Here is a 17,688-nt window from a genome sequence, read left to right on the forward strand (position 1 = left end):
GCCCCTAGCCGGCAAAGAGCACGAGCCACAGGGGCAACAAAAGAATTAAGACAAACAGACTAGTCAAAATTAAGCTAGCGGCAAAGGCGCGGTCTAAGTGATAAACATCTGCTAAGATCAGCGTCATAAAGGCGGGGGGCATCCCTGCTTGGAGTACCATCCCTAGGCGTGGCGGACCTGTGACCCCAAACAGGGTTAACCCTATTCCCAGCAGCAGTGGCACCAACAACATCTTGATGGTCAAACAGGGAAGAATGCGCTGCCATTGCAGCTTGAGGGGGGCTTCCCCAAGGCAGATGCCCATATAGATGAGTCCAGCAATCACCATTAACCACGCCAAGGTCAAGAGGCCCTGTTGAGCGATCGCCGGTAGGGGATGTTGTCGCAGCAGCAGTCCGACGCCGACACACCAGAGGGTTGGATTACGGCCAATGTGCCACAGCAGTTTTGAGATGGAAATTGCGCGATCGCCAAAACTTGCCGCCACCCCAATGCCCGCACTATAGGAAATGAGGAGGGTTCCCATCAGATCAAAAAACAACGCCCAGCTAAAGTGTTCCTGGCCCAACAGTCGCCAAGTAATCGGAAAGCCAATAAAACCGGTATTGCCCACCATGGTCGCCAAGAGAAAACTGCCCTGCTCCTGCCGAGTGTGAGCAGGATATTGCTGCAACCACAGCCACGCCAAACCAACGCCGATCCCCATCCCTAGCCACGCCAACAGGGGAGCCAAGGTACTGTGACCTGCAATTTTGGTTGTGACAATAAAGCTCAATGCCGTTAGGGGCGTCCCCACCCAGAATAGCCCTTGTGCTAGCCAACCCCCCGTCCTTGGGGGTAAAAAGCGACTACTGCCATAGCCAATGCCCATGCATAGAAAGACCCATCCATACAGTTCAGCGAGGGTTGGCAGTAGGGTAAGGAGAATTTTCACCGGAAAACGATAGGCCTTGGGAGAGGAATTCTGGCTTGACTTTGGCCAAAAAGACCAGCAGTGAAGCCGTAACCACTCCCTCCAAGATAGCAAGGGGCAGATGGGCAATCACGATGGCAGTAATCGCTAACCACTCCCGCTGTTGATCTAAGGTGGCTGGCAAGCTTAGGATAACAACTGCGCTAAAGAGGAAAACCGCCAACAACACTGCCCCGCTGCCTAGAAGCAACCCCAGGAGCGATCGCCCCCTGGGTGGCCAGCGATGCCACACCCCCCGAAACACAGCCGCCGCCACCAGTGCTGGTATGCCCATGATCAGAGCATTGAGGCCAAGGGTGGTCAGGCCCCCATGCCCAAACATGACTGCCTGTAGAAATAACCCAACCACCACGGCGATCATCGCCCCTTCCCCCAAAAGCACCCCCAAGCTGCCCAGGAATAGGAGATGGACACTGGCGGGGGGCACCGGAATATAGACAGCGGAAGCAGTGAAAAAAGCACCTGTTAACAAGGCTAAACGGGGGACGATCGCCAGCGTATCCACCGTCGCCCGCTGTAAACGGCGGCAAGACCACCAGAGGAGGCCACCGCTAGCGGCGTAGCCCAGTCCGCACCACAGAGGCGGAACTAAACCATCGGGAATGTGCATTACTCCACCTCTACTCGCCGTCGTGACCACGCAAAGCAAGCAGTGCCAATGGCACCCCACAGCACCGCCAAGACCATGACTGTGATTTGAGCAGGGGTGTATTGACTCAGGGAAAGGGTGGTTGGCACCCTTGGAGCAACCGCGATCGCGGCTGCCGTTGTTGTTTGCCCCTGAGGCGCGACTGGAATAGTCAGCCATCCCCCGTGCCCGGCTTGGCGTACCTGTACCTGCCACTGACCGGGGCGATCGGGGACAAACTGAAATTCCCCTTGGGCATTGGTGGTACCACTAATAACGGCTGCTTGGGGGCGATCGGGAGCAAAGACCTGCACCCTAGCATCTGCCAGCGGTTGACCACTGTCGTACTTCGCTGTAATGCGAATAACTTGTTGGGGCTCGTAGCGCAAATCCACCCCATGGGCAAGGGCTTTAGGAACCATCCATCCGAGGACCGCACCACTCACTAAAACCATCTTCATAGGGAGACCTCCCGACAGTGACCTTCCCCCACATGCCCCAGGCTGCTAAGAACCTTGCGCAGTCTTTCAAAGTCCTGGGACCTGAGTTTTTGCTGTAATCCTGTCCAATCAACCGTGACTCCCTCAGGTGTAGCGATCGCGGCAAAGGGGTCAAAACCCACCGCATCTCGATTGATCGCTGCAGTTGGTGGTTCAGCCCCATCCCCAAAAAGATGATCAAAGTGCAATGTGATCTCTAGATCAGCAGCGCTATTGGCTGCCACAATCCCCTTGCGCTGATCGCCAATGTAGTCGCCACAAACAAACGCCAAGGGCTGATCCAACGTCAGGTTAAAGGGCACCCTGACACTGCCTCGTTGTGCTGTGCCCACCAGTTGTAAACTAGGCGCAACGGTCTGCCACTGCAGGGCATTAAAGTGACCCACTGCCGCCACAGTACTGCCCACCAGGGGACGCTCATCCCTCACCAAATCCACCGTCACTGGATCGCTAAAGACAACCGTGACCTCACTTTTGGGGCGATCGCCCCCCTCAGGATCAAAGGGAGGATTAGTTTGATAGGCCGTCACCGTTCCCAAGGTTAAATACACATGGTCAAACTGGAGCTGCCAGCCATCTTTGCTGGTCCATCCCGTTTGCAAGCGTTCTTCGCCATTGGCATAGAGCTGGAGAGTCCCCTTTTGCGAGGCTGGCGCACAACTGACTAGGAGTGCTGTACTGAAAATAATGACCATCCCTAAACGTCGGTACAAATTCATTCGTTTGCTCACTCCGAACAAGCCCCAGAAGGAGGACCCCTGTAGCCAGTGGCAAAAGCAGTAAAGACCCTTTTTGTAGCTTAGAAGGTGCGGCATCGGTTCTACAATCCACGGGAGGGGGATGGCGTGACGCTATAGTGTCTTTACAGAAGGAATCTCATGGAGCAGAAAATGAAACAGGTTTGGGGCTGGTTAGGACTTGTCCTACTGCTGTGGGGACTGTGGACAACACCGAGTTGGGCAGGGTTACAAGACGATCGCTACGATGGGAACATCTTTGCTCTTTATGCTGGCAATGGCTCCTTGGTGCCGCCCAAAGTGACCCTTGAGAAATCGCGCCAGAGCGATCGCGCCACATTGCTGCTGTTTTATGTGAACGATAGCCGCGACTGCAAGCAGTTTGCCTCAACCATTTCTCGGTTGCAGGGCTCCTATGGTCGAGTGACAGATTTTATCGCCATTGATGTGGATGCCTTGCCCTTTGGGGCGCAGTTCGCCTCCAATGAAGCGGGCTACTACTATAAAGGCCGGGTGCCGCAAACGCTGATTTTCGATCGCCAAGGGCAATTGCGGCAGGAATTTATCGGTACCGTGCCCTTTGAAACCCTCGATGACACCTTTCGCGAAATCTTTGACCTGCTGCCGCGATCGCAATCTTTGGAACTGCGGCCGCGCCCTGTGAATGAAATCAATGTGGAACTGGTGCCCCCCACACCTCCTAAAGGGGAGAATCTGTCCAAGGGAGCGGTACAGTAAAAGTAAACCTTGGAGCGAGGTAAAACATGGAGTTACCTACCCTACAGGAACGTTTAGCGATTGTCTTGGCGAAGCGGGAGAGCCTTAAAAAGCTTTTGGACCTCCCCGGCAATGGCACCCTCAGGATTGACATTGAATCCGCCCTCGCGGAACTGGATGAATTGATTAGCGACTTCAAGCGCACCTTTCCTGACCTCGACATTTCTGCCTAGGAGGTTCACGATGGTGGAGATGACCAGTCGTTGGGTTAAAGTCGTCAATGGCGATCTGCTAATTGATGCCTACTTGGCAGAGCCAGTGGCTGCCGGCCGTTATCCAGCAGTGATTGTCTTTCAGGAAATTTTTGGCGTCAATGCCCATATCCGCGATGTGACCGAACGCATTGCCCGCGAAGGCTACGTGGCGATCGCCCCCGCCCTTTACCAACGCTTCGCCCCCGGCTTTGAAACGGGCTACACTGCGGCTGATATTGATTTGGGGCGACAGTACAAAAACCAAACCACAGCCGAGGAACTCCTCAGTGACACCCAAGCCACCATTGCCTATCTGCGTGGCCTCGAAAAGGTGGATGGCGACGCCATTGGTACCATTGGCTTTTGCTTTGGGGGTCATGTGGCCTATCTGGTGGCCCAGTTGCCGGACATTAAGGCCACGGCCTCATTCTATGGTGCTGGGATTACAACCATGACCCCCGGCGGTGGCCTACCCACGATTGAAATCACACCAAAAATTCGTGGCACACTCTATGCCTTCTTTGGCGATCGCGACCAAAGTATTCCCATGGAGCAGGTGAAACAAATTGAAACGGCGCTGCGCCACCATGGCATTCGCCACCACATCTTCATCTATCCTGCGGATCATGGCTTTTTCTGCGATCAACGGGACAGCTACGATGCAGCAGCAGCACGGGATGCCTGGGAACAGGTGAAAAACCTCTTCAACACCGTCCTACGGCAGCAACACTGACAATGACAGCCCTTTTTATGGGGATGCAACCTGCCCAACACTGGGGAAGCCACCGTGACAGAGGCTCAAAGTGCCTTGAGGTGCCCTGTGTCTTAGAAGCGGGCTGTATGACCTGAATTTTTAAAGAACTTTACTTTGACGCAGTTGCAGCACAATGGCTTCAATGCAAAGGCTATAGTAAAGATAGATTTGTGTTCCCCATGGTCCAAGGAACATCCAGGGCAACTGCCAGTAAGCTTAACATCCAACTATTAAAATTCCTCTACCCAAGCTGTTTTAGTGATGAGTACTTCAACCCACAAAGTCCTGCTGAAGCAGGGAGCGCTTGTTCTCAAGCAGTGCAAAAAAGCCCTTCTTGAACGGGATATGGCTGTACTTCAGCAGCAGGCACGGATTTTACAAGTCGCAGCCTTGGCATCACGACAAACACTGATTGAGGCAGAAGCTCGACTCTTGGAGCAGGCAGCCCAGCAAAATCAACCCCGCCGGGCAGCCGAAATTCTCATGAACATCAAAGCGTGTTTGGTTGCCCTAGCGGGAGATCGGCATGATTTTGAGAGCCTGCCGGGCGTGAGCGCAGAGACTGAGGAACGTCCGAAAAAGTGCTCCGCTGCTCAGCGTCCCCAGGATGACAGCTACACGAAGCGCTTGGGCAACTATCTCGTCGAGGCAGAATTGGTGACACCGGCGCAAATTGAAGTCGCCTTAGCAGATCAGCGAGCAACAGGGGCAAGGCTCGGGGATATTTTGGTGGCACGGGGATGGCTACGCAGGGGCACGATTGAGTTCATCATGGAGCGGGTAATCTTGCCGGAACGCCGTCGTCAGGAGGCAGGAGCCCCCTCTGTGCCATCCACCTCTTCAGGGGCCCAACCCCCTCAGACCCCCCCCAGTAAGTCAGTGCATGATCGGGCAACCTTCATTGATAGCAGCTATTGAGGTTTTCTCCTAAGGACGCAGCCTGTGGTCATCGCGTATTCTGCCAAGGTCTTGGAACGGGGCGATCGCGCCCTGCGCTGTAGTCCCTTTTTGCCGCCCTTGTTTCAAACAATGCAGCAGCGGAGTGTAGCCCTTGCAGAAATTGCCGGAGAGGGGGGTCTCAAATCTGGATTCACGCGATCGCCTTTGCCCGCGCTCCTAGCAGAAGCAGAATTGGACTGGTTGATCCGCGTCGGTTTACTGCGCCGCGAAGTGGATGGCCAAGGTCTCACGGATCGCTACCGCCTCACGCCCTTAGGGCAACAGTTAATTCAAAACTACAGCCAACCCACATGGTCGGCCTCTTGGGGCGATCGCTGGCGCAATCGACTCAGCCGCTGGTGGGGAATGTAACAGTTCTGTAACGAGCTGTAACGCATCGGTGATTTTCGCTACCATGCTCTATGAGTGCCCTTAGCAAAAGCGAGACGCAGCTTTTTTATGGTCAATACCGTCGCTAAACCAGAGTTTGAAGAACTGCGGCCGGGCATCAAAGCCCCCGCCAAGGAAACCATCCTCACGCCCCGCTTCTACACCACCGACTTTGAAGCGATGGCCAACATGGATATTACTGAAAATAAAGCAGAACTTGAGGCCATCCTTGAGGAATTCCGCTGCGACTACAACCGCCACCACTTTGTACGGGACGAAGAATTTGAACAGTCTTGGGATCACATTGATGGCGAAACTCGCCGGTTATTCATTGAATTTTTAGAGCGCTCCTGCACAGCCGAATTTTCTGGCTTTCTCCTCTACAAAGAACTCAGCCGCAGGCTCAAGGATCGCAACCCCCTACTGGCGGAGTGCTTTGCCCTTATGTCTCGCGATGAAGCCCGCCATGCTGGGTTCCTCAACAAAGCCATGGCTGACTTTAACCTGTCTCTGGACTTGGGCTTTTTGACCCAGCACCGCAGCTACACCTACTTTGAACCGGAATTCATCTTCTACGCCACCTACCTCTCTGAGAAAATTGGCTACTGGCGCTACATTACGATTTACCGCCATCTAGAAAAGCATCCCGAACATCGCATCTATCCCATCTTCCGCTTCTTTGAGAACTGGTGCCAAGACGAAAACCGCCACGGTGACTTCTTTGATGCCGTCATGCGTGCCCAACCGCAAATGCTAGATCGTCCGCGCACCTTCTGGCAAAAAATTAAGGAAATTCCCCTCTCCCTCTCGGGTAAGAAATGGGCACGCTACTTCATGGTTTGCTGGGTACCACCGAAACTGTGGTGCCGCTTCTTCCTGCTGTCGGTCTTTGCCACAATGTATCTCAACGATTTGCAGCGGGCGAAATTCTATACTGCCCTTGGCTTGGATGCCCGTGAGTACGATCGCGAGGTCATTGCAAAAACCAATGAAACCGCAGGCCGTGTTTTCCCGGTGATTCTCGATGTCGATCACCCAGAATTTTATCAGCGGTTAGAGCGATGTGTCGAAAATAACGCTAAGCTCACAGAAATTGCCAAGCAAAACGGGGGCTTCCTCAAGAAACTTCCCCTTTATCTCTCGAATGTGTGGCAGATGATCAAGTTATTCTTGATTCCTGCCAAGGAACCGACACGGGTTGCGGTGCGTTAATTTCCGCCGTCCCCAAGAAATATAGTGGTCTTTCCGGGTTGCGTGGCCAAACGTAACCCTTTTTTTGTTTTTCCTACGATTGATGTCCGTATTATTACGGAGTATTGCGGGAGTATGAAAAGAATCTAAAAGCAGTTTTGAGCACCGGGGATCGCCAAAACGAACTCCCTAGGCCCCTTTCACCCTGTGATCGCTGAAAAAGTCCCTGGGGGCAATTTCATAGGATGGAAGGTAGAGAGCCTAAAGATTTTACTTCGGAGTTGATCCCCGCGATGGACAGCCCAATTGTCACTCCCACAACTTGCCGCTTTTGCCGCTTCTATTATTCCGAAGGACGACGCGGTGGTATCTGCGAAAAACTGAATGTGCCAGTGCGGGGATTTTGGCGGGCCTGTCCCTTGGGGTCAGCTATCCCTGCCCGTGGGAATGAGCCCGCGATCGCCGCCAGCCCATCAACCGCTGCTAGCCCGTTGAGTGCGTTTGTATTTTTCTCTGAGGATGATCCCGAAGCCATTGCCTGACCTCAGCAAGGGTTGGTTGGCCCGCGATCGCTCCCCGTTTTGTTGTCACTAGCGCCCCCACCACCGTGGCAAATTCTAAACAGGCAACCTGCCATGCGGGATCACGGTAGGTTTCTGGAGTGCCCTGCAATAATTGGGCAATCCAACCCGCAACAAAGCCATCACCGGCACCAGTGGTATCCACAACTGACATCGAGGGTGGTTGTAATTCCCCTTGATTTTCGTGCCAAAAGTAGCGAATCGCTTGATCCCCGTCAGTAATGACCACCCCATGGTCAGGCGCTCTCCCCCAAAGGGCACGATAAACAACTTGGGGATCACTGTCGGAGAAAAATAATTCTGCTTCTTCCTTGGCAAGTTTCAGGAAATGCGCCTGGGCCAGAAAAGGACAAATGCGCTCAGGAGCAACCCTTGGATCAGACCAAAAGATGGGTCGCCAATTGGCATCAATGAGAATAAGGGTACCTTTTTGCCGCAGTTGGTGCACCAGATGTGCAATGGTGGTGGCGGTGGGTTCACTGGCGAGTCCGAGGGTCCCAGTGACAAAAAATCGTGCCCCAGTCAGTAACAATGGCGAGACCTGCTGGCCACAGAACTGCATATCCGCAAAGACAGAGGTTCCCGCTGGGGCAAACCCGACAAACTGGCGATCGCCCTCCACCAGTTGAACCCGCACTTGCCGCGTTGGCAGCCCAGCTACCCGCTCAACCGCTTCGATATTGACCCCCAAGGCGGCCAATTCGGCACAGGCTCGCTCCCCCAAGGGATCCTCCCCCACAGCCCCTAAAAAGGCCGCACTCACGCCCAACTTCACTAAACCACAGGCAACATTAGCCGGGGCACCCCCGAGAAAACATTGGGGGGGATCCGGGGGAATTTCTAAACAGTCAAAGAGAACTTCGCCAGCACAGAGGACAGTGGGTTGGGACATTGCTAATGATTCGCTATTGGGGAATTTAGTTTTTTCTATTGATCCCTAGCCTAGCGATTGCTAGGGGAGTGTGTCAAAATGGTAGCGATTCCAAGATTGAGGGACACTGCAACTGTGTTTGTTCTCAGTGGTTACGAGTATTTTCTCGGCTTTTTGATTATTTGTAGTCTGGTACCGGTACTGGCCTTGGCTGCTTCTGCCCTATTACGCCCCAAATCGGGGCGGATGATCCGCCTGACGACCTACGAATCGGGGATGGAACCCATTGGTGGCGCCTGGATTCAGTTTAATGTGCGCTACTACATGTTTGCCCTCGTCTTTGTCATTTTTGATGTGGAGACGGTCTTTTTGTATCCCTGGGCAGTGGCCTTCCATCAGTTGGGATTGCTGGCCTTCATTGAAGCCTTGATTTTCATTGCCATTCTGGTCGTGGCTCTGGTCTATGCATGGCGCAAACGTGCCCTTGAATGGTCCTGAGTGAGTCGATAGCCGTTTAAGTTGGAGCAGCGAACATGAGTGACACCCCGGAAGCCCCCATTGTTGAAGCTGGCCCTGTCGGCCGCCTCCTACAGTCTCAAAACCTGAGTGTGGAATCCCTTGGTAGGGATGCCTCTGGCGTAGAAATGATCAAAGTCGATCGCGATCGCCTGCTGGCGGTGTGCCAGACCCTCTATGCCGATGGCTTTAACTATTTGCGGTGTCAAGCCGCCTATGATTCGGGCCCCGGCCAAGACTTGGTGAGTACTTACCACCTGATCAAACTCAGTGATAATGCCGATCGTCCCCCAGAGGTACGCATTAAAGTCTTTGTGCCGCGGGATGATCCCCGTGTGCCTTCGGTCTATTGGATTTGGAAAACAGCCGACTGGCAAGAGCGGGAGTCCTACGATATGTTTGGCATTGTCTATGAGGGGCACCCAAACCTGAAGCGCATCCTCATGCCGGAGGATTGGGTGGGTTGGCCCTTGCGCAAAGACTACATCACCCCTGACTTTTACGAATTGCAGGAAGCCTACTAAGCCCCCTTGGTTCCCCCTGATGCTGCCTACTGGTATAGCTGGTCACAAGTACCCGGCCTGGGTCCGGTGTTACTCAAGCGCCTCTGGGAACACTTTGGGGATTTGAAAACGGCTTGGCAAGCGCCCATAGCAGCTATTGGACAGGTAGAGGGGATTGGTCCTAAACTCCAAGGGGCGATCGCCCACTATCGGAAGCAGTGCCAACCCCTCACTCTCTACGAACACCACTGCCAGCTCAATCCCGACCATTGGGTACTGAGTGATCCCCGTTATCCACCGCTGCTGCGGGAAATTCCTGATCCACCACCCTTGCTTTACTATGGTGGCAACCGTATTTTAGAAATTCTCCGTCAACCCACACCAACCGTTGCCATTGTCGGTACCCGTGATCCCTCAGAATATGCCGAACGGTGGGCGCACAAGCTGGGGTATGCTCTGGCTCAGGCTGGCTTGACTGTCGTTTCGGGAATGGCTGCAGGCATTGACGGTGCAGCCCATCGTGGCTGCTTAGAGGCTGGCGGTGCCACCCTGGCGGTCTTGGGGACAGGGGTGGATATGATCTACCCGCAGGAAAATCGTCCCCTTTATTACCAGATCCATGAACGCGGCGGATTCTTGAGCGAGTACCCCAGGGGCGTGGGTGCCGATCGCTCCCAATTTCCTCGCCGCAACCGCATCATTGCCGGCCTGTGTCGGGCGGTGATTATTGCGGAGGCTCCCTACAAATCCGGTGCTCTGATTACGGCTCGCTATGCTGCTGAGTATGGTCGCGATGTCTATGTGCTGCCGGGGCATCTGGATAACCACCGTGCCAAGGGTGCCCTTAGTTTAGTGAATCAGGGGGCACACCTTATCTTGGGAGAAGAAGCTCTCCTTGAACAATTATTAGGGCATACACCCCCCCTTGATCCGACACCATTCTCAGCCCCATCCCCAACGCTATCGCTCCCGCAGCAACAGATTTTGGAGGCGATTCAGCAACTGAGTCAAGGCAGCCAGAGTGTTGCCTTCGACGACATTGTGCAGCGAGTCTGCTTGGACACGGGCGTTGTCATGGCGGAATTAATCCACCTAGAGCTGATGGGCTACGTAGAGCAGCAGCCAGGGAATCGCTATCGCAAAACTGGCTGTTAAAACATTTCATAAAACATTTCACTTGTCACTTGGAGGCTGAAATGACCAACTCCCAGAACCTACAACATCCTCGCGAAGCTCAAGATCGGTTAGTCCTCGAGCGTCTACAGCAAGAGGGCATCAGTGATTACAACTTGGCGGAATTGGGGCGATTGCTGATTCGCTACGACGGCTTCCCCGGCGCCGAGACAAATAAGAAATTAATGGCCGAGCTGCTCGAAAAATGGCAACTTACGCAGGAAGAACTCTTTGAACGTACCCGTGCCATCCACGCTCGCGGCGGCGTTTACAAGGTGGGCAGCAATAAACAGGAGGATTGGACTTAGATTGCTTTGCCGTAGAGGCGATCAAGGGTGCGAAAGTCCTTTTCGACTTCTTGCCAAAGCTGACGGTTATCCGGGTCTACTTTTAGAGCTCGGTGCAGGTATTCCCGTGCCGCTTGGGGTTGGCGATCGCGAATGAGTTGCCGCGCCCAGCACTGATAGGTAACGGCTTGCCACTGCCTTACTTCTGCATCCTGGGGCAGTCGACTGGCCAAGCCTTCCACAAGGGAGATGGCACGTTGATAGCAGCGATATTTGAGGAATTCCTGAAGTTGGCGGTAGCTGGCGTGTTTCAGTTCAATGTCAAAGGCAGAGGGCGGTGGCGGTGTTTGTGGCGGGGGAGTTTGCGGTTCTGATGGGATGGGGGTAGGGCGAAAGGTGGGCAGCACCTGCACTAGTTTTTCATAGGCCTGTTGGAGGAGAATAAACTTCTCATGGGCCGTGCGATCGCCGGGGTTGACATCGGGATGGTAGCGTCGTGCGAGCCGTCGATAGGCGGATTTAACTTGGGCTAAGGACGCTCCCTGTGACAGCTCCAGAATGCGATAGCACTCCTCTAGATTCATTCCGCAGGGCACAACATGACATCTGCTTTGCATTGTCGGATGTTCACTTTAGTTCTGCAACCAATGTCCTACGCTGGAATCAAGTCAAACATGCGAAGTAGCCCCAAGGTGCAGTCGGCGCATATTTTAGGAACGCGGATTGATGTCACCACCTACAGCAAAGCCTGTGATCTCATGGCTGAATGGATTGGTCAAGGCCAGGGGGGCTATGTGGTGGCGGCCAATGTCCATGTGGTCATGACGGGGGTGTGGCGATCGCCCTTCCAGCGGGTGGTCAATGGTGCCCAACTGGTGACTTCTGACGGCATGCCTTTGGTGTGGGGCCTACGGCTCTTGGGTTTTCCGGAGGCAGAGCGGGTCTATGGTCCTGATTTGATGCTGGCTCTGTGCGATCGCGCTCAAAAGGCGGGCTGGCGTATTTTCCTCTATGGCAGTGAACCCCTAGTGTTAGAGCGTCTGCAACGGAATCTACAGCAGCGCTTTCCCAAGATCCAGTTCGTGGGTGCCTACGCGCCCCCCTTTCGTTCCTTGACCCCTGAGGAGGAGGCCCGCGATCGCCAGCGCATCCTTGATAGCGGAGCGGATCTGGTCTTTGTCGGCCTTGGTTGTCCAAAGCAGGAGGAGTGGATGGCTCGCCAAAGCCCTTTTCTGCCCGTTGTCTTGGTGGGTGTGGGAGCGGCCTTCAACTTTCACAGTGGCGTTGTGGCTCAAGCGCCTCGCTGGATGATGGCGATCGGTTTAGAGTGGCTCTTTCGCCTCCTGCAGGAACCCCGCCGCCTCTGGCAGCGCTATCTGATTAACAATCCCGCATTTGTTGTACTCTTCGCGGGACAACTCCTGCGCCATTGGCTAGGCCGACGGCAAGCCAAGAGAGTGTCCTAGGGTTTGCAGGGGAGAGCGTCCCACCTGTTGCTGTGCCCACTGAAGGCTTTGCTGCAAGCGAGCCACCAAGGGCAGGGATGGTGCTTGGGTAGCCGTCTCAAAGTAGCGGATCAAGCTCAGACCACTCAGGCGCAACACGTAGGCTGCGGTTGCTCCCTGTAAACAACTCCCCGCTAGATAGGTGAGGGAATTGCCCTTGAGCCACTGCCCTAGGGATTGGGTCCCCAGTTCCACAGCCCCCAATTGCACCATTAGCCGCAATAGCTCCTTAGCCAGGGGTTCAGCATCCGCCAAGCCGAAGGAGCGTTGATAGATTTGGCCTAGGTCCCAGGTGAGGCGCACCAAGAGCCCCCCCGCCATAACAAGATCCAAAAGGGGGAGGGGATTCACTGCCGTTGCCGCTGCCGCCAGCCATTGGTAGCGTTCAATGATGGGAGTGGCTCGTTCTTGGCGATAGTGATTGAGGGCAGCTTGCGCCTGTTGATGGAGTTGTTGGGCACGGCGATAGGTACCGGCTAGGACAAGGTTGGCTCGCTCCTGGCTGAGGTAGTGTAGGAGTCTTGAGGTCAACAATTCAGGAGCCTGCGTTGTAAAGGGAACTAGTTGCTCTTCGGGGATCTGGAGGTCTTGCAATTGCTGTTTTAGACACAGGGCCACGCGATCGCGCTCCTGCACCGTTTCTGGGCACCACACCACCAGCACGCGATAATGGCCTGCCTGCAACACCCGCAGCATCTCAAACTCACTGCCGGTCAGGGTACCCCTTACCGTCAAAAGCACTAAGTCCGCTTGGGGAACGGTTGCCAGTGTTTGCTGCTGAAGCCTACAGCGATCAAGTAGTGTGGCGACGGCCTGGTACACCTGATTGAGGGCATCAGCCGACTGCCCAAGGACACACACTTCAACCGTTGGGTTATCTAACCGCTGTTGTAGTTGACGATGGGCGGATTGGAGGGAGGCTTGGCGCTCTGGGGGAAGTTCCTGCAAAAGGCTCTGAGTCTCTGCTAGTTGCTTTTCAATGAATTGGGGATCTAAAGCAGGTTGAGGGGAAGCCACATTCGGCACAGCTGGCGATCGCCGCCAGTACCAATAGCCCAGCCCCATACTGAGAATCAGTAGCCATCCCCACGGATGGTCATTCACCCAGCCACTCAACAACAAGAGAATGATGGCGGCAGCAACAGCCATGTCTTTTACCCCAAGCAAAATCCTCTGTTTGTTAGCTTACCTTGACTAGTGAGCAGCACTCAAATTGGCGAAGCTCGAGGAAATGCAGCCTGAATTTTGTGCTCGCCTTTCAAGAATGCAAGCACCTCTGGGCTTAAATATTCTCTGAATTGAGTCATATTCAAAACTAGCTTCTTGACATGGTTTGAGAGTTTTTGTTAAATTTAGAGGTGCTTGAAAATCTCTGCACCTATTCCCCAAAGCGGGATGGGCAACTGAATAGAGAGCCAGACTAAAAATTTTACAGCCCGCAAAAAATCAAGTGGCTGAGGTGCTTGAAAACGACCTGTACTAATCTAGTTCTAGAGAGGCTTTTGAGGTGGGTCGTGGCTGGTGCCTCTACCTCTGATGCCCTAAGGCGTTCAGCACTTGGTTGCTCCGCAGCAAAAGAAGCAGGGTTCTTCCTTGCGTGAAGTCAAAAAGTGGTACCCTCAAGACTTGCCCTCGGTGCAAGGGACAACTATCTTTAGGGGTGACGCGTTCGCAAAGGTCTCAATGAAAGCCCAAGTGTTCCGGGGGGTGAATCAACTCAGCTACGAAGAGATTCCGATTCCCGAGATTGCTGCTGATGAAGTACTAGTGCGGGTCAGAGTGGTTGGGTTGTGCCAATCGGATATCAAAAAAATTCGTTATCCCCTCTATGAGCCGCCCCGTATTTTTGGCCATGAAACAGCGGGTGAAATTGCGGCCGTGGGCGATGCCGTGACAGGTTGGCAGGTGGGTCAGCGGGTGGTGGTCATGCACCATATCCCCTGTATGCACTGCGCCTACTGCTTGAACGAAAACTACTCCATGTGTCATGTCTATAAAACAGTAACGACAACCGCAGGCTTTATTCCCAGTGGGGGTGGCTTCGCTGAGTATGTGAAAGTGCCGGGACACATTGTGGAGCATGGGGGACTGATTCCCATTCCCGATCCTATTAGCGATGAAGAAGCCAGCTTTGTTGAACCCACTAACTGTTGTCTCAAGGCGGTGAAAAAAGCGGGGATCGCTCCTGGTCAAACGGTACTGATTACCGGAGCAGGGCCTATTGGCCTGATGTTTATTATGTTGGTGAATCTCTTTGGGGCGCGGGCGATCGCCACCGATCTCCTGCCCTCCCGGATTGCCAAAGCTAAGGAAGTCGGTGCGGCGGCCGCCTTTGATGCCCGCGATCCGGATCTCAGTGCCAAGGTGCAGGCCCTGACCCATGGCCTGGGGGTAGATGTCAGTCTCTTGGCCGTTCCCAGTGAAAAAGCCTTTTTCCAAGCCCTAGAGTGTACGCGCAAGGGGGGCAAAATCCTCTTTTTCGCGGAGTTTCCCGACGAAGTGGAGATTCCCCTCAATCCCAACATTCTCTACCGCCGTGAGATTGACCTCATGGGCAGCTACAGTTCCTCCTATCGCTTGCAGTCCCTTGCCTGCGACATTATCTTTAACCGCCGTATTGACGTCAAAACCCTCGTCAGCGATCGCTATCCTCTATCCAAGCTGGCTGAAGCAGTGGAACAGGCAGTACACCCGACACCGGAAACCTATAAAATCCTCATCTATCCAGAGTCCTAAATGCACGCTTTATCAATTCCCACGTGGATGGTGCATATTTCCAGTGTCCTGGAGTGGATGGCAGCCATCTGGTTTGTGGCACAACTGGATCGCCGCCGTCCAGGGCAGGGCTGGCGATGGTTGGCCTGGGCAATGCTGCCAGCGTTGGTGAGTGCCATGTGTGCCTGTACCTGGCATTACTTTGATAATGCAGTAACACTGGCCTGGTTAGTGGATCTGCAAGCCCTGCTCACATTCCTTGGCAACTGTACCCTCTGTGGTGCAGCGGCCTGGCTGTGGTGGCGATCGCAAAGCGCGCTGTAGCCCCTTGCTGTAGGTAGACCTTAGCAAAATTAACTGAAATTGGCAGTGCTCAAGGACTTCCAGTATCCTGTAATCAGATTCCCCTGCAATGGGGTGTGACAAATGCAACAGTCCAGTATTGACCTTTGACGTAGAAGAAGGAGGAACGCTTGCCCGCCAGTCTAGCCCTAAACGCCTAAACCTCTGTGGAGGCTGCGATGGAAAGTAGTGCCGAACTCACCGCCTTGTTCGTCATCACAGTTGTGCTGGGCATTGGTGCCCAAGTGGCTGCTCACTGGCTACGGCTGCCCAGTATTGTCCTGTTGTTACTGGTAGGGATTCTCTCAGGGCCAAGCGGCTTGGGATGGGTTCATCCTGAAGTGTTGGGGGAGGGCATAGAAGTTTTGGTTCCCCTCTGTGTCGCACTCATTCTTTTTGAAGGGGGGCTGAGCTTAGATCTCAGTCGTGCCGACCAAGATATTACAGGTAGCCTGTGGAAGCTAGTGACGCTGGGGGGATTGGTTACGTTTGTGGCTGGGGCAATGGCTGCCCACTGGATTGGTGAGTTTCCTTGGCAACTGGCCTTTCTCTATGCCTCCCTTGTGGTGGTAACGGGGCCGACGGTTGTGGGTCCCCTGTTGCGCCAAGTGGGGGTCGAGCACAAGTTAGCCGTGATTTTGGAAGGGGAAGGGGTGCTCATTGACCCCATTGGTGCCATTCTGGCGGTCGTCGTCCTGAATGTGGTGCTCAATCAAGACCTCGGCATGGGGGCGATCGCCCTTGGCATTGGTCAGCGCTTGGCTGTGGGTGCCTTGATGGGGGGCATTGGTGGCTGGTTTCTTAGCCATTTCCTGCGTCGCGCTTGGTTTCTCGCCGATGATCTCCGCAATTTACTGGTGCTGGCGGTTCTTTGGGGCTTGTTCTGGCTCTCGGATCAACTGGTGAGCGAGTCGGGTCTGATGATGGCCGTTGTTCTCGGCTTGGTACTACGCTGGGGTGAGGTGCCGGGGGAGCGACTGCTGCGCCGCTTTAAGGGACAATTAAGTACCCTTTCGATTTCAGTATTGTTTGTGCTCTTGGCTGCCGATCTGTCGATCGCGGGTCTATTGGAGCTGGGTTGGTCGGGGGTGCTCACGGTTCTGTGTTTGATGTTTATCATTCGCCCCCTCGGCGTGGTTCTGTGCACTTGGGGCAGTGATCTCAGTTGGCAACAGAAGGCCTTCCTCAGTTGGATTGCCCCGCGGGGGATTGTGGCGGCCTCGGTGGCTTCCCTCTTTGCCATCACCCTGACCAACGCCGGCATGAGTGGTGGTGATGCCATTAAGGGACAAGTCTTTCTAACGATCCTGATGACCGTGTTTGGCCAAGGCTTAACAGCGCGTTGGGTGGCCACTCAACTGCAGGTCCGTGCCCAAGGGGCTTCAGGGGTGATGATCGCCGGCTGTACCCCCCTCGGTAGGCTGCTGGCGCGGCTTTTGCGCGATCGCGGCGAAGAGGTGGTGATGATTGACACCGATCCAGAAGCGGTGGAGCAGGCTCGCCGTGAACACCTGCCCGTCTATCTCAGCAGTGCCCTTGACTTGAATATCTTGCAGGAGGCCGGCATTACCCAGTTGGGCACCTATTTGGCGGTTACCAGTAACACAGAGGTGAATGCAGTGTTGGCACAGCGCGTCCTCGAAGAATTTCACCCGCCACGGGTCTTGGCTGCCCTTGAGTTAGAGGATTGTCCCTTAGGGTTGAGTCCAGCCTTTGCCCTACAACTGTCGATCAAAAAATGGAATCAATATATCAACACTGAGGCCGTTCGTCTTGGGGAACTGGTCATTGAGGAGGAGCGATCGCAATTGCAACGCCAGCACCTTGAGGCCTTGATACGCTCTGGGAAAGTGCTTCCCCTCCTGGTGGAACGGCCAGAGGGATTGCGGGTGGTGCGAGCCCATGAAGAGTGGCAAGTGGGCGATCGCTTGATTTACCTGCTCCACAGCCCCAAACCCCACACACTGCCAGCGGCCCTGATTTCTGGTTGGCAGATGAATACCCAAGTGGAATCAGTTCTTGTCCCCAGTGAAGCTCCTAGCCCCAAGGGAACCTAATCTACGGCGCTGCGTCCATAGGGATGAGCAGAGTCAACCATTGGCGTGTTTTCCC

The 17,688-nt window shown here is 54.4% G+C and carries 22 protein-coding genes; 15 read left to right on the top strand and 7 right to left on the bottom strand.

Features of this window, described 5'->3' with window-relative positions:
- Nucleotides 1–4 precede the first annotated feature (4 nt).
- The 4 genes from TLL_RS07185 to TLL_RS07200 are packed head-to-tail and all read right to left on the bottom strand — an operon-like array spanning nt 5 to nt 2,820.
- Nucleotides 5–934, bottom strand: a complete 930-nt coding sequence (locus TLL_RS07185; protein WP_011057257.1) for an AEC family transporter — start codon at nt 932–934, stop codon at nt 5–7.
- Nucleotides 897–1,583 (bottom strand): cobalt transporter CbiM, encoded by a 687-nt coding sequence (cbiM, locus tag TLL_RS07190; protein WP_164920867.1) that lies wholly within the window; start codon nt 1,581–1,583, stop codon nt 897–899. The genes TLL_RS07185 and cbiM overlap by 38 nt, the downstream gene beginning before the upstream one ends.
- Nucleotides 1,583–2,062, bottom strand: a complete 480-nt coding sequence (locus TLL_RS07195; RefSeq protein ID WP_011057259.1) for a carboxypeptidase regulatory-like domain-containing protein — start codon at nt 2,060–2,062, stop codon at nt 1,583–1,585. Before TLL_RS07195 ends, cbiM begins: the two co-directional genes overlap by 1 nt.
- Nucleotides 2,059–2,820 carry a DUF4382 domain-containing protein gene (locus tag TLL_RS07200; RefSeq protein WP_164920868.1) on the bottom strand — a complete coding sequence of 254 codons (762 nt, stop codon included), beginning with the start codon at nt 2,818–2,820 and terminating at the stop codon, nt 2,059–2,061. Before TLL_RS07200 ends, TLL_RS07195 begins: the two co-directional genes overlap by 4 nt.
- A gap of 171 nt (nt 2,821–2,991) precedes the next feature.
- Between TLL_RS07200 and TLL_RS07205 the strand changes: the two genes are divergently transcribed.
- From TLL_RS07205 to TLL_RS07235, 7 genes are all read left to right on the top strand, one after another.
- Nucleotides 2,992–3,576, top strand: coding sequence for a thylakoid membrane photosystem I accumulation factor (locus TLL_RS07205; RefSeq protein ID WP_231833744.1), 585 nt, complete (start codon nt 2,992–2,994; stop codon nt 3,574–3,576).
- Nucleotides 3,577–3,602: 26 nt separating this feature from the next.
- Complete coding sequence (locus TLL_RS07210) at nt 3,603–3,788, top strand: hypothetical protein (RefSeq protein ID WP_011057262.1); 186 nt, start codon at nt 3,603–3,605, stop codon at nt 3,786–3,788.
- 10 nt (nt 3,789–3,798) lie between these two features.
- Nucleotides 3,799–4,542 (top strand): dienelactone hydrolase family protein, encoded by a 744-nt coding sequence (locus TLL_RS07215; protein ID WP_011057263.1) that lies wholly within the window; start codon nt 3,799–3,801, stop codon nt 4,540–4,542.
- Nucleotides 4,543–4,824: 282 nt separating this feature from the next.
- Nucleotides 4,825–5,481, top strand: a complete 657-nt coding sequence (locus TLL_RS07220; protein WP_164920869.1) for a hypothetical protein — start codon at nt 4,825–4,827, stop codon at nt 5,479–5,481.
- A 24-nt stretch (nt 5,482–5,505) separates the two neighbouring features.
- Nucleotides 5,506–5,874, top strand: a complete 369-nt coding sequence (locus tag TLL_RS07225) for an Npun_F0494 family protein (protein ID WP_011057265.1) — start codon at nt 5,506–5,508, stop codon at nt 5,872–5,874.
- An 87-nt stretch (nt 5,875–5,961) separates the two neighbouring features.
- Nucleotides 5,962–7,104, top strand: coding sequence for a magnesium-protoporphyrin IX monomethyl ester (oxidative) cyclase (gene acsF / locus TLL_RS07230; protein ID WP_164920870.1), 1,143 nt, complete (start codon nt 5,962–5,964; stop codon nt 7,102–7,104).
- A 272-nt stretch (nt 7,105–7,376) separates the two neighbouring features.
- Nucleotides 7,377–7,625 carry a hypothetical protein gene (locus TLL_RS07235; protein WP_164920871.1) on the top strand — a complete coding sequence of 83 codons (249 nt, stop codon included), beginning with the start codon at nt 7,377–7,379 and terminating at the stop codon, nt 7,623–7,625.
- On the opposite strand, the gene TLL_RS07240 is transcribed toward TLL_RS07235, so the two are convergent.
- A complete protein-coding gene (locus TLL_RS07240; protein ID WP_011057268.1) occupies nt 7,567–8,556 on the bottom strand; it encodes a carbohydrate kinase family protein in 990 nt (329 codons plus the stop codon). The two genes, TLL_RS07235 and TLL_RS07240, sit on opposite strands and share 59 nt — an antisense overlap.
- A gap of 114 nt (nt 8,557–8,670) precedes the next feature.
- Between TLL_RS07240 and ndhC the strand changes: the two genes are divergently transcribed.
- The 4 genes from ndhC to TLL_RS07260 are packed head-to-tail and all read left to right on the top strand — an operon-like array spanning nt 8,671 to nt 11,035.
- A complete protein-coding gene (gene ndhC, locus TLL_RS07245) occupies nt 8,671–9,033 on the top strand; it encodes a photosynthetic/respiratory NAD(P)H-quinone oxidoreductase subunit C (protein ID WP_126986108.1) in 363 nt (120 codons plus the stop codon).
- A gap of 35 nt (nt 9,034–9,068) precedes the next feature.
- The gene (locus tag TLL_RS07250) at nt 9,069–9,575 is read left to right on the top strand and encodes an NAD(P)H-quinone oxidoreductase subunit J (RefSeq protein ID WP_011057270.1); all 507 of its coding nucleotides are present in this window, start codon (nt 9,069–9,071) and stop codon (nt 9,573–9,575) included.
- 6 nt (nt 9,576–9,581) lie between these two features.
- Nucleotides 9,582–10,709, top strand: coding sequence for a DNA-processing protein DprA (gene dprA, locus TLL_RS07255; RefSeq protein WP_164920872.1), 1,128 nt, complete (start codon nt 9,582–9,584; stop codon nt 10,707–10,709).
- Nucleotides 10,710–10,750: 41 nt separating this feature from the next.
- Nucleotides 10,751–11,035 carry a DUF3288 family protein gene (locus TLL_RS07260; protein ID WP_011057272.1) on the top strand — a complete coding sequence of 95 codons (285 nt, stop codon included), beginning with the start codon at nt 10,751–10,753 and terminating at the stop codon, nt 11,033–11,035.
- On the opposite strand, the gene TLL_RS07265 is transcribed toward TLL_RS07260, so the two are convergent.
- Complete coding sequence (locus TLL_RS07265; RefSeq protein WP_164920873.1) at nt 11,032–11,598, bottom strand: J domain-containing protein; 567 nt, start codon at nt 11,596–11,598, stop codon at nt 11,032–11,034. The genes TLL_RS07260 and TLL_RS07265 overlap by 4 nt on opposite strands.
- A gap of 90 nt (nt 11,599–11,688) precedes the next feature.
- On the opposite strand from TLL_RS07265, the gene TLL_RS07270 reads away from it, so the two are divergent.
- Complete coding sequence (locus TLL_RS07270; RefSeq protein ID WP_164920874.1) at nt 11,689–12,480, top strand: WecB/TagA/CpsF family glycosyltransferase; 792 nt, start codon at nt 11,689–11,691, stop codon at nt 12,478–12,480.
- Here TLL_RS07270 and TLL_RS07275 read toward each other — a convergent pair.
- Entirely contained in the window at nt 12,448–13,668 is a 1,221-nt protein-coding gene (locus tag TLL_RS07275) for a YcjF family protein (protein ID WP_011057275.1), read from the bottom strand. The two genes, TLL_RS07270 and TLL_RS07275, sit on opposite strands and share 33 nt — an antisense overlap.
- 534 nt (nt 13,669–14,202) lie before the next feature.
- Between TLL_RS07275 and TLL_RS07280 the strand changes: the two genes are divergently transcribed.
- The 3 genes from TLL_RS07280 to TLL_RS07290 all read left to right on the top strand — a co-directional run bounded on the left by TLL_RS07280 (nt 14,203) and on the right by TLL_RS07290 (nt 17,633).
- On the top strand, nt 14,203–15,255 hold the full coding sequence (locus TLL_RS07280) for a zinc-dependent dehydrogenase (protein WP_164920875.1): 1,053 nt from the start codon (nt 14,203–14,205) through the stop codon (nt 15,253–15,255).
- Nucleotides 15,256–15,558 (top strand): DUF2499 domain-containing protein, encoded by a 303-nt coding sequence (locus TLL_RS07285; RefSeq protein ID WP_011057277.1) that lies wholly within the window; start codon nt 15,256–15,258, stop codon nt 15,556–15,558.
- Nucleotides 15,559–15,755: 197 nt separating this feature from the next.
- A complete protein-coding gene (locus tag TLL_RS07290) occupies nt 15,756–17,633 on the top strand; it encodes a cation:proton antiporter (protein ID WP_164920876.1) in 1,878 nt (625 codons plus the stop codon).
- The last annotated feature ends 55 nt before the right edge of the window (nt 17,634–17,688 follow it).

Origin of the sequence: Thermosynechococcus vestitus BP-1, assembly GCF_000011345.1 — a bacterium.
Lineage (GTDB): Bacteria > Cyanobacteriota > Cyanobacteriia > Thermosynechococcales > Thermosynechococcaceae > Thermosynechococcus > Thermosynechococcus vestitus.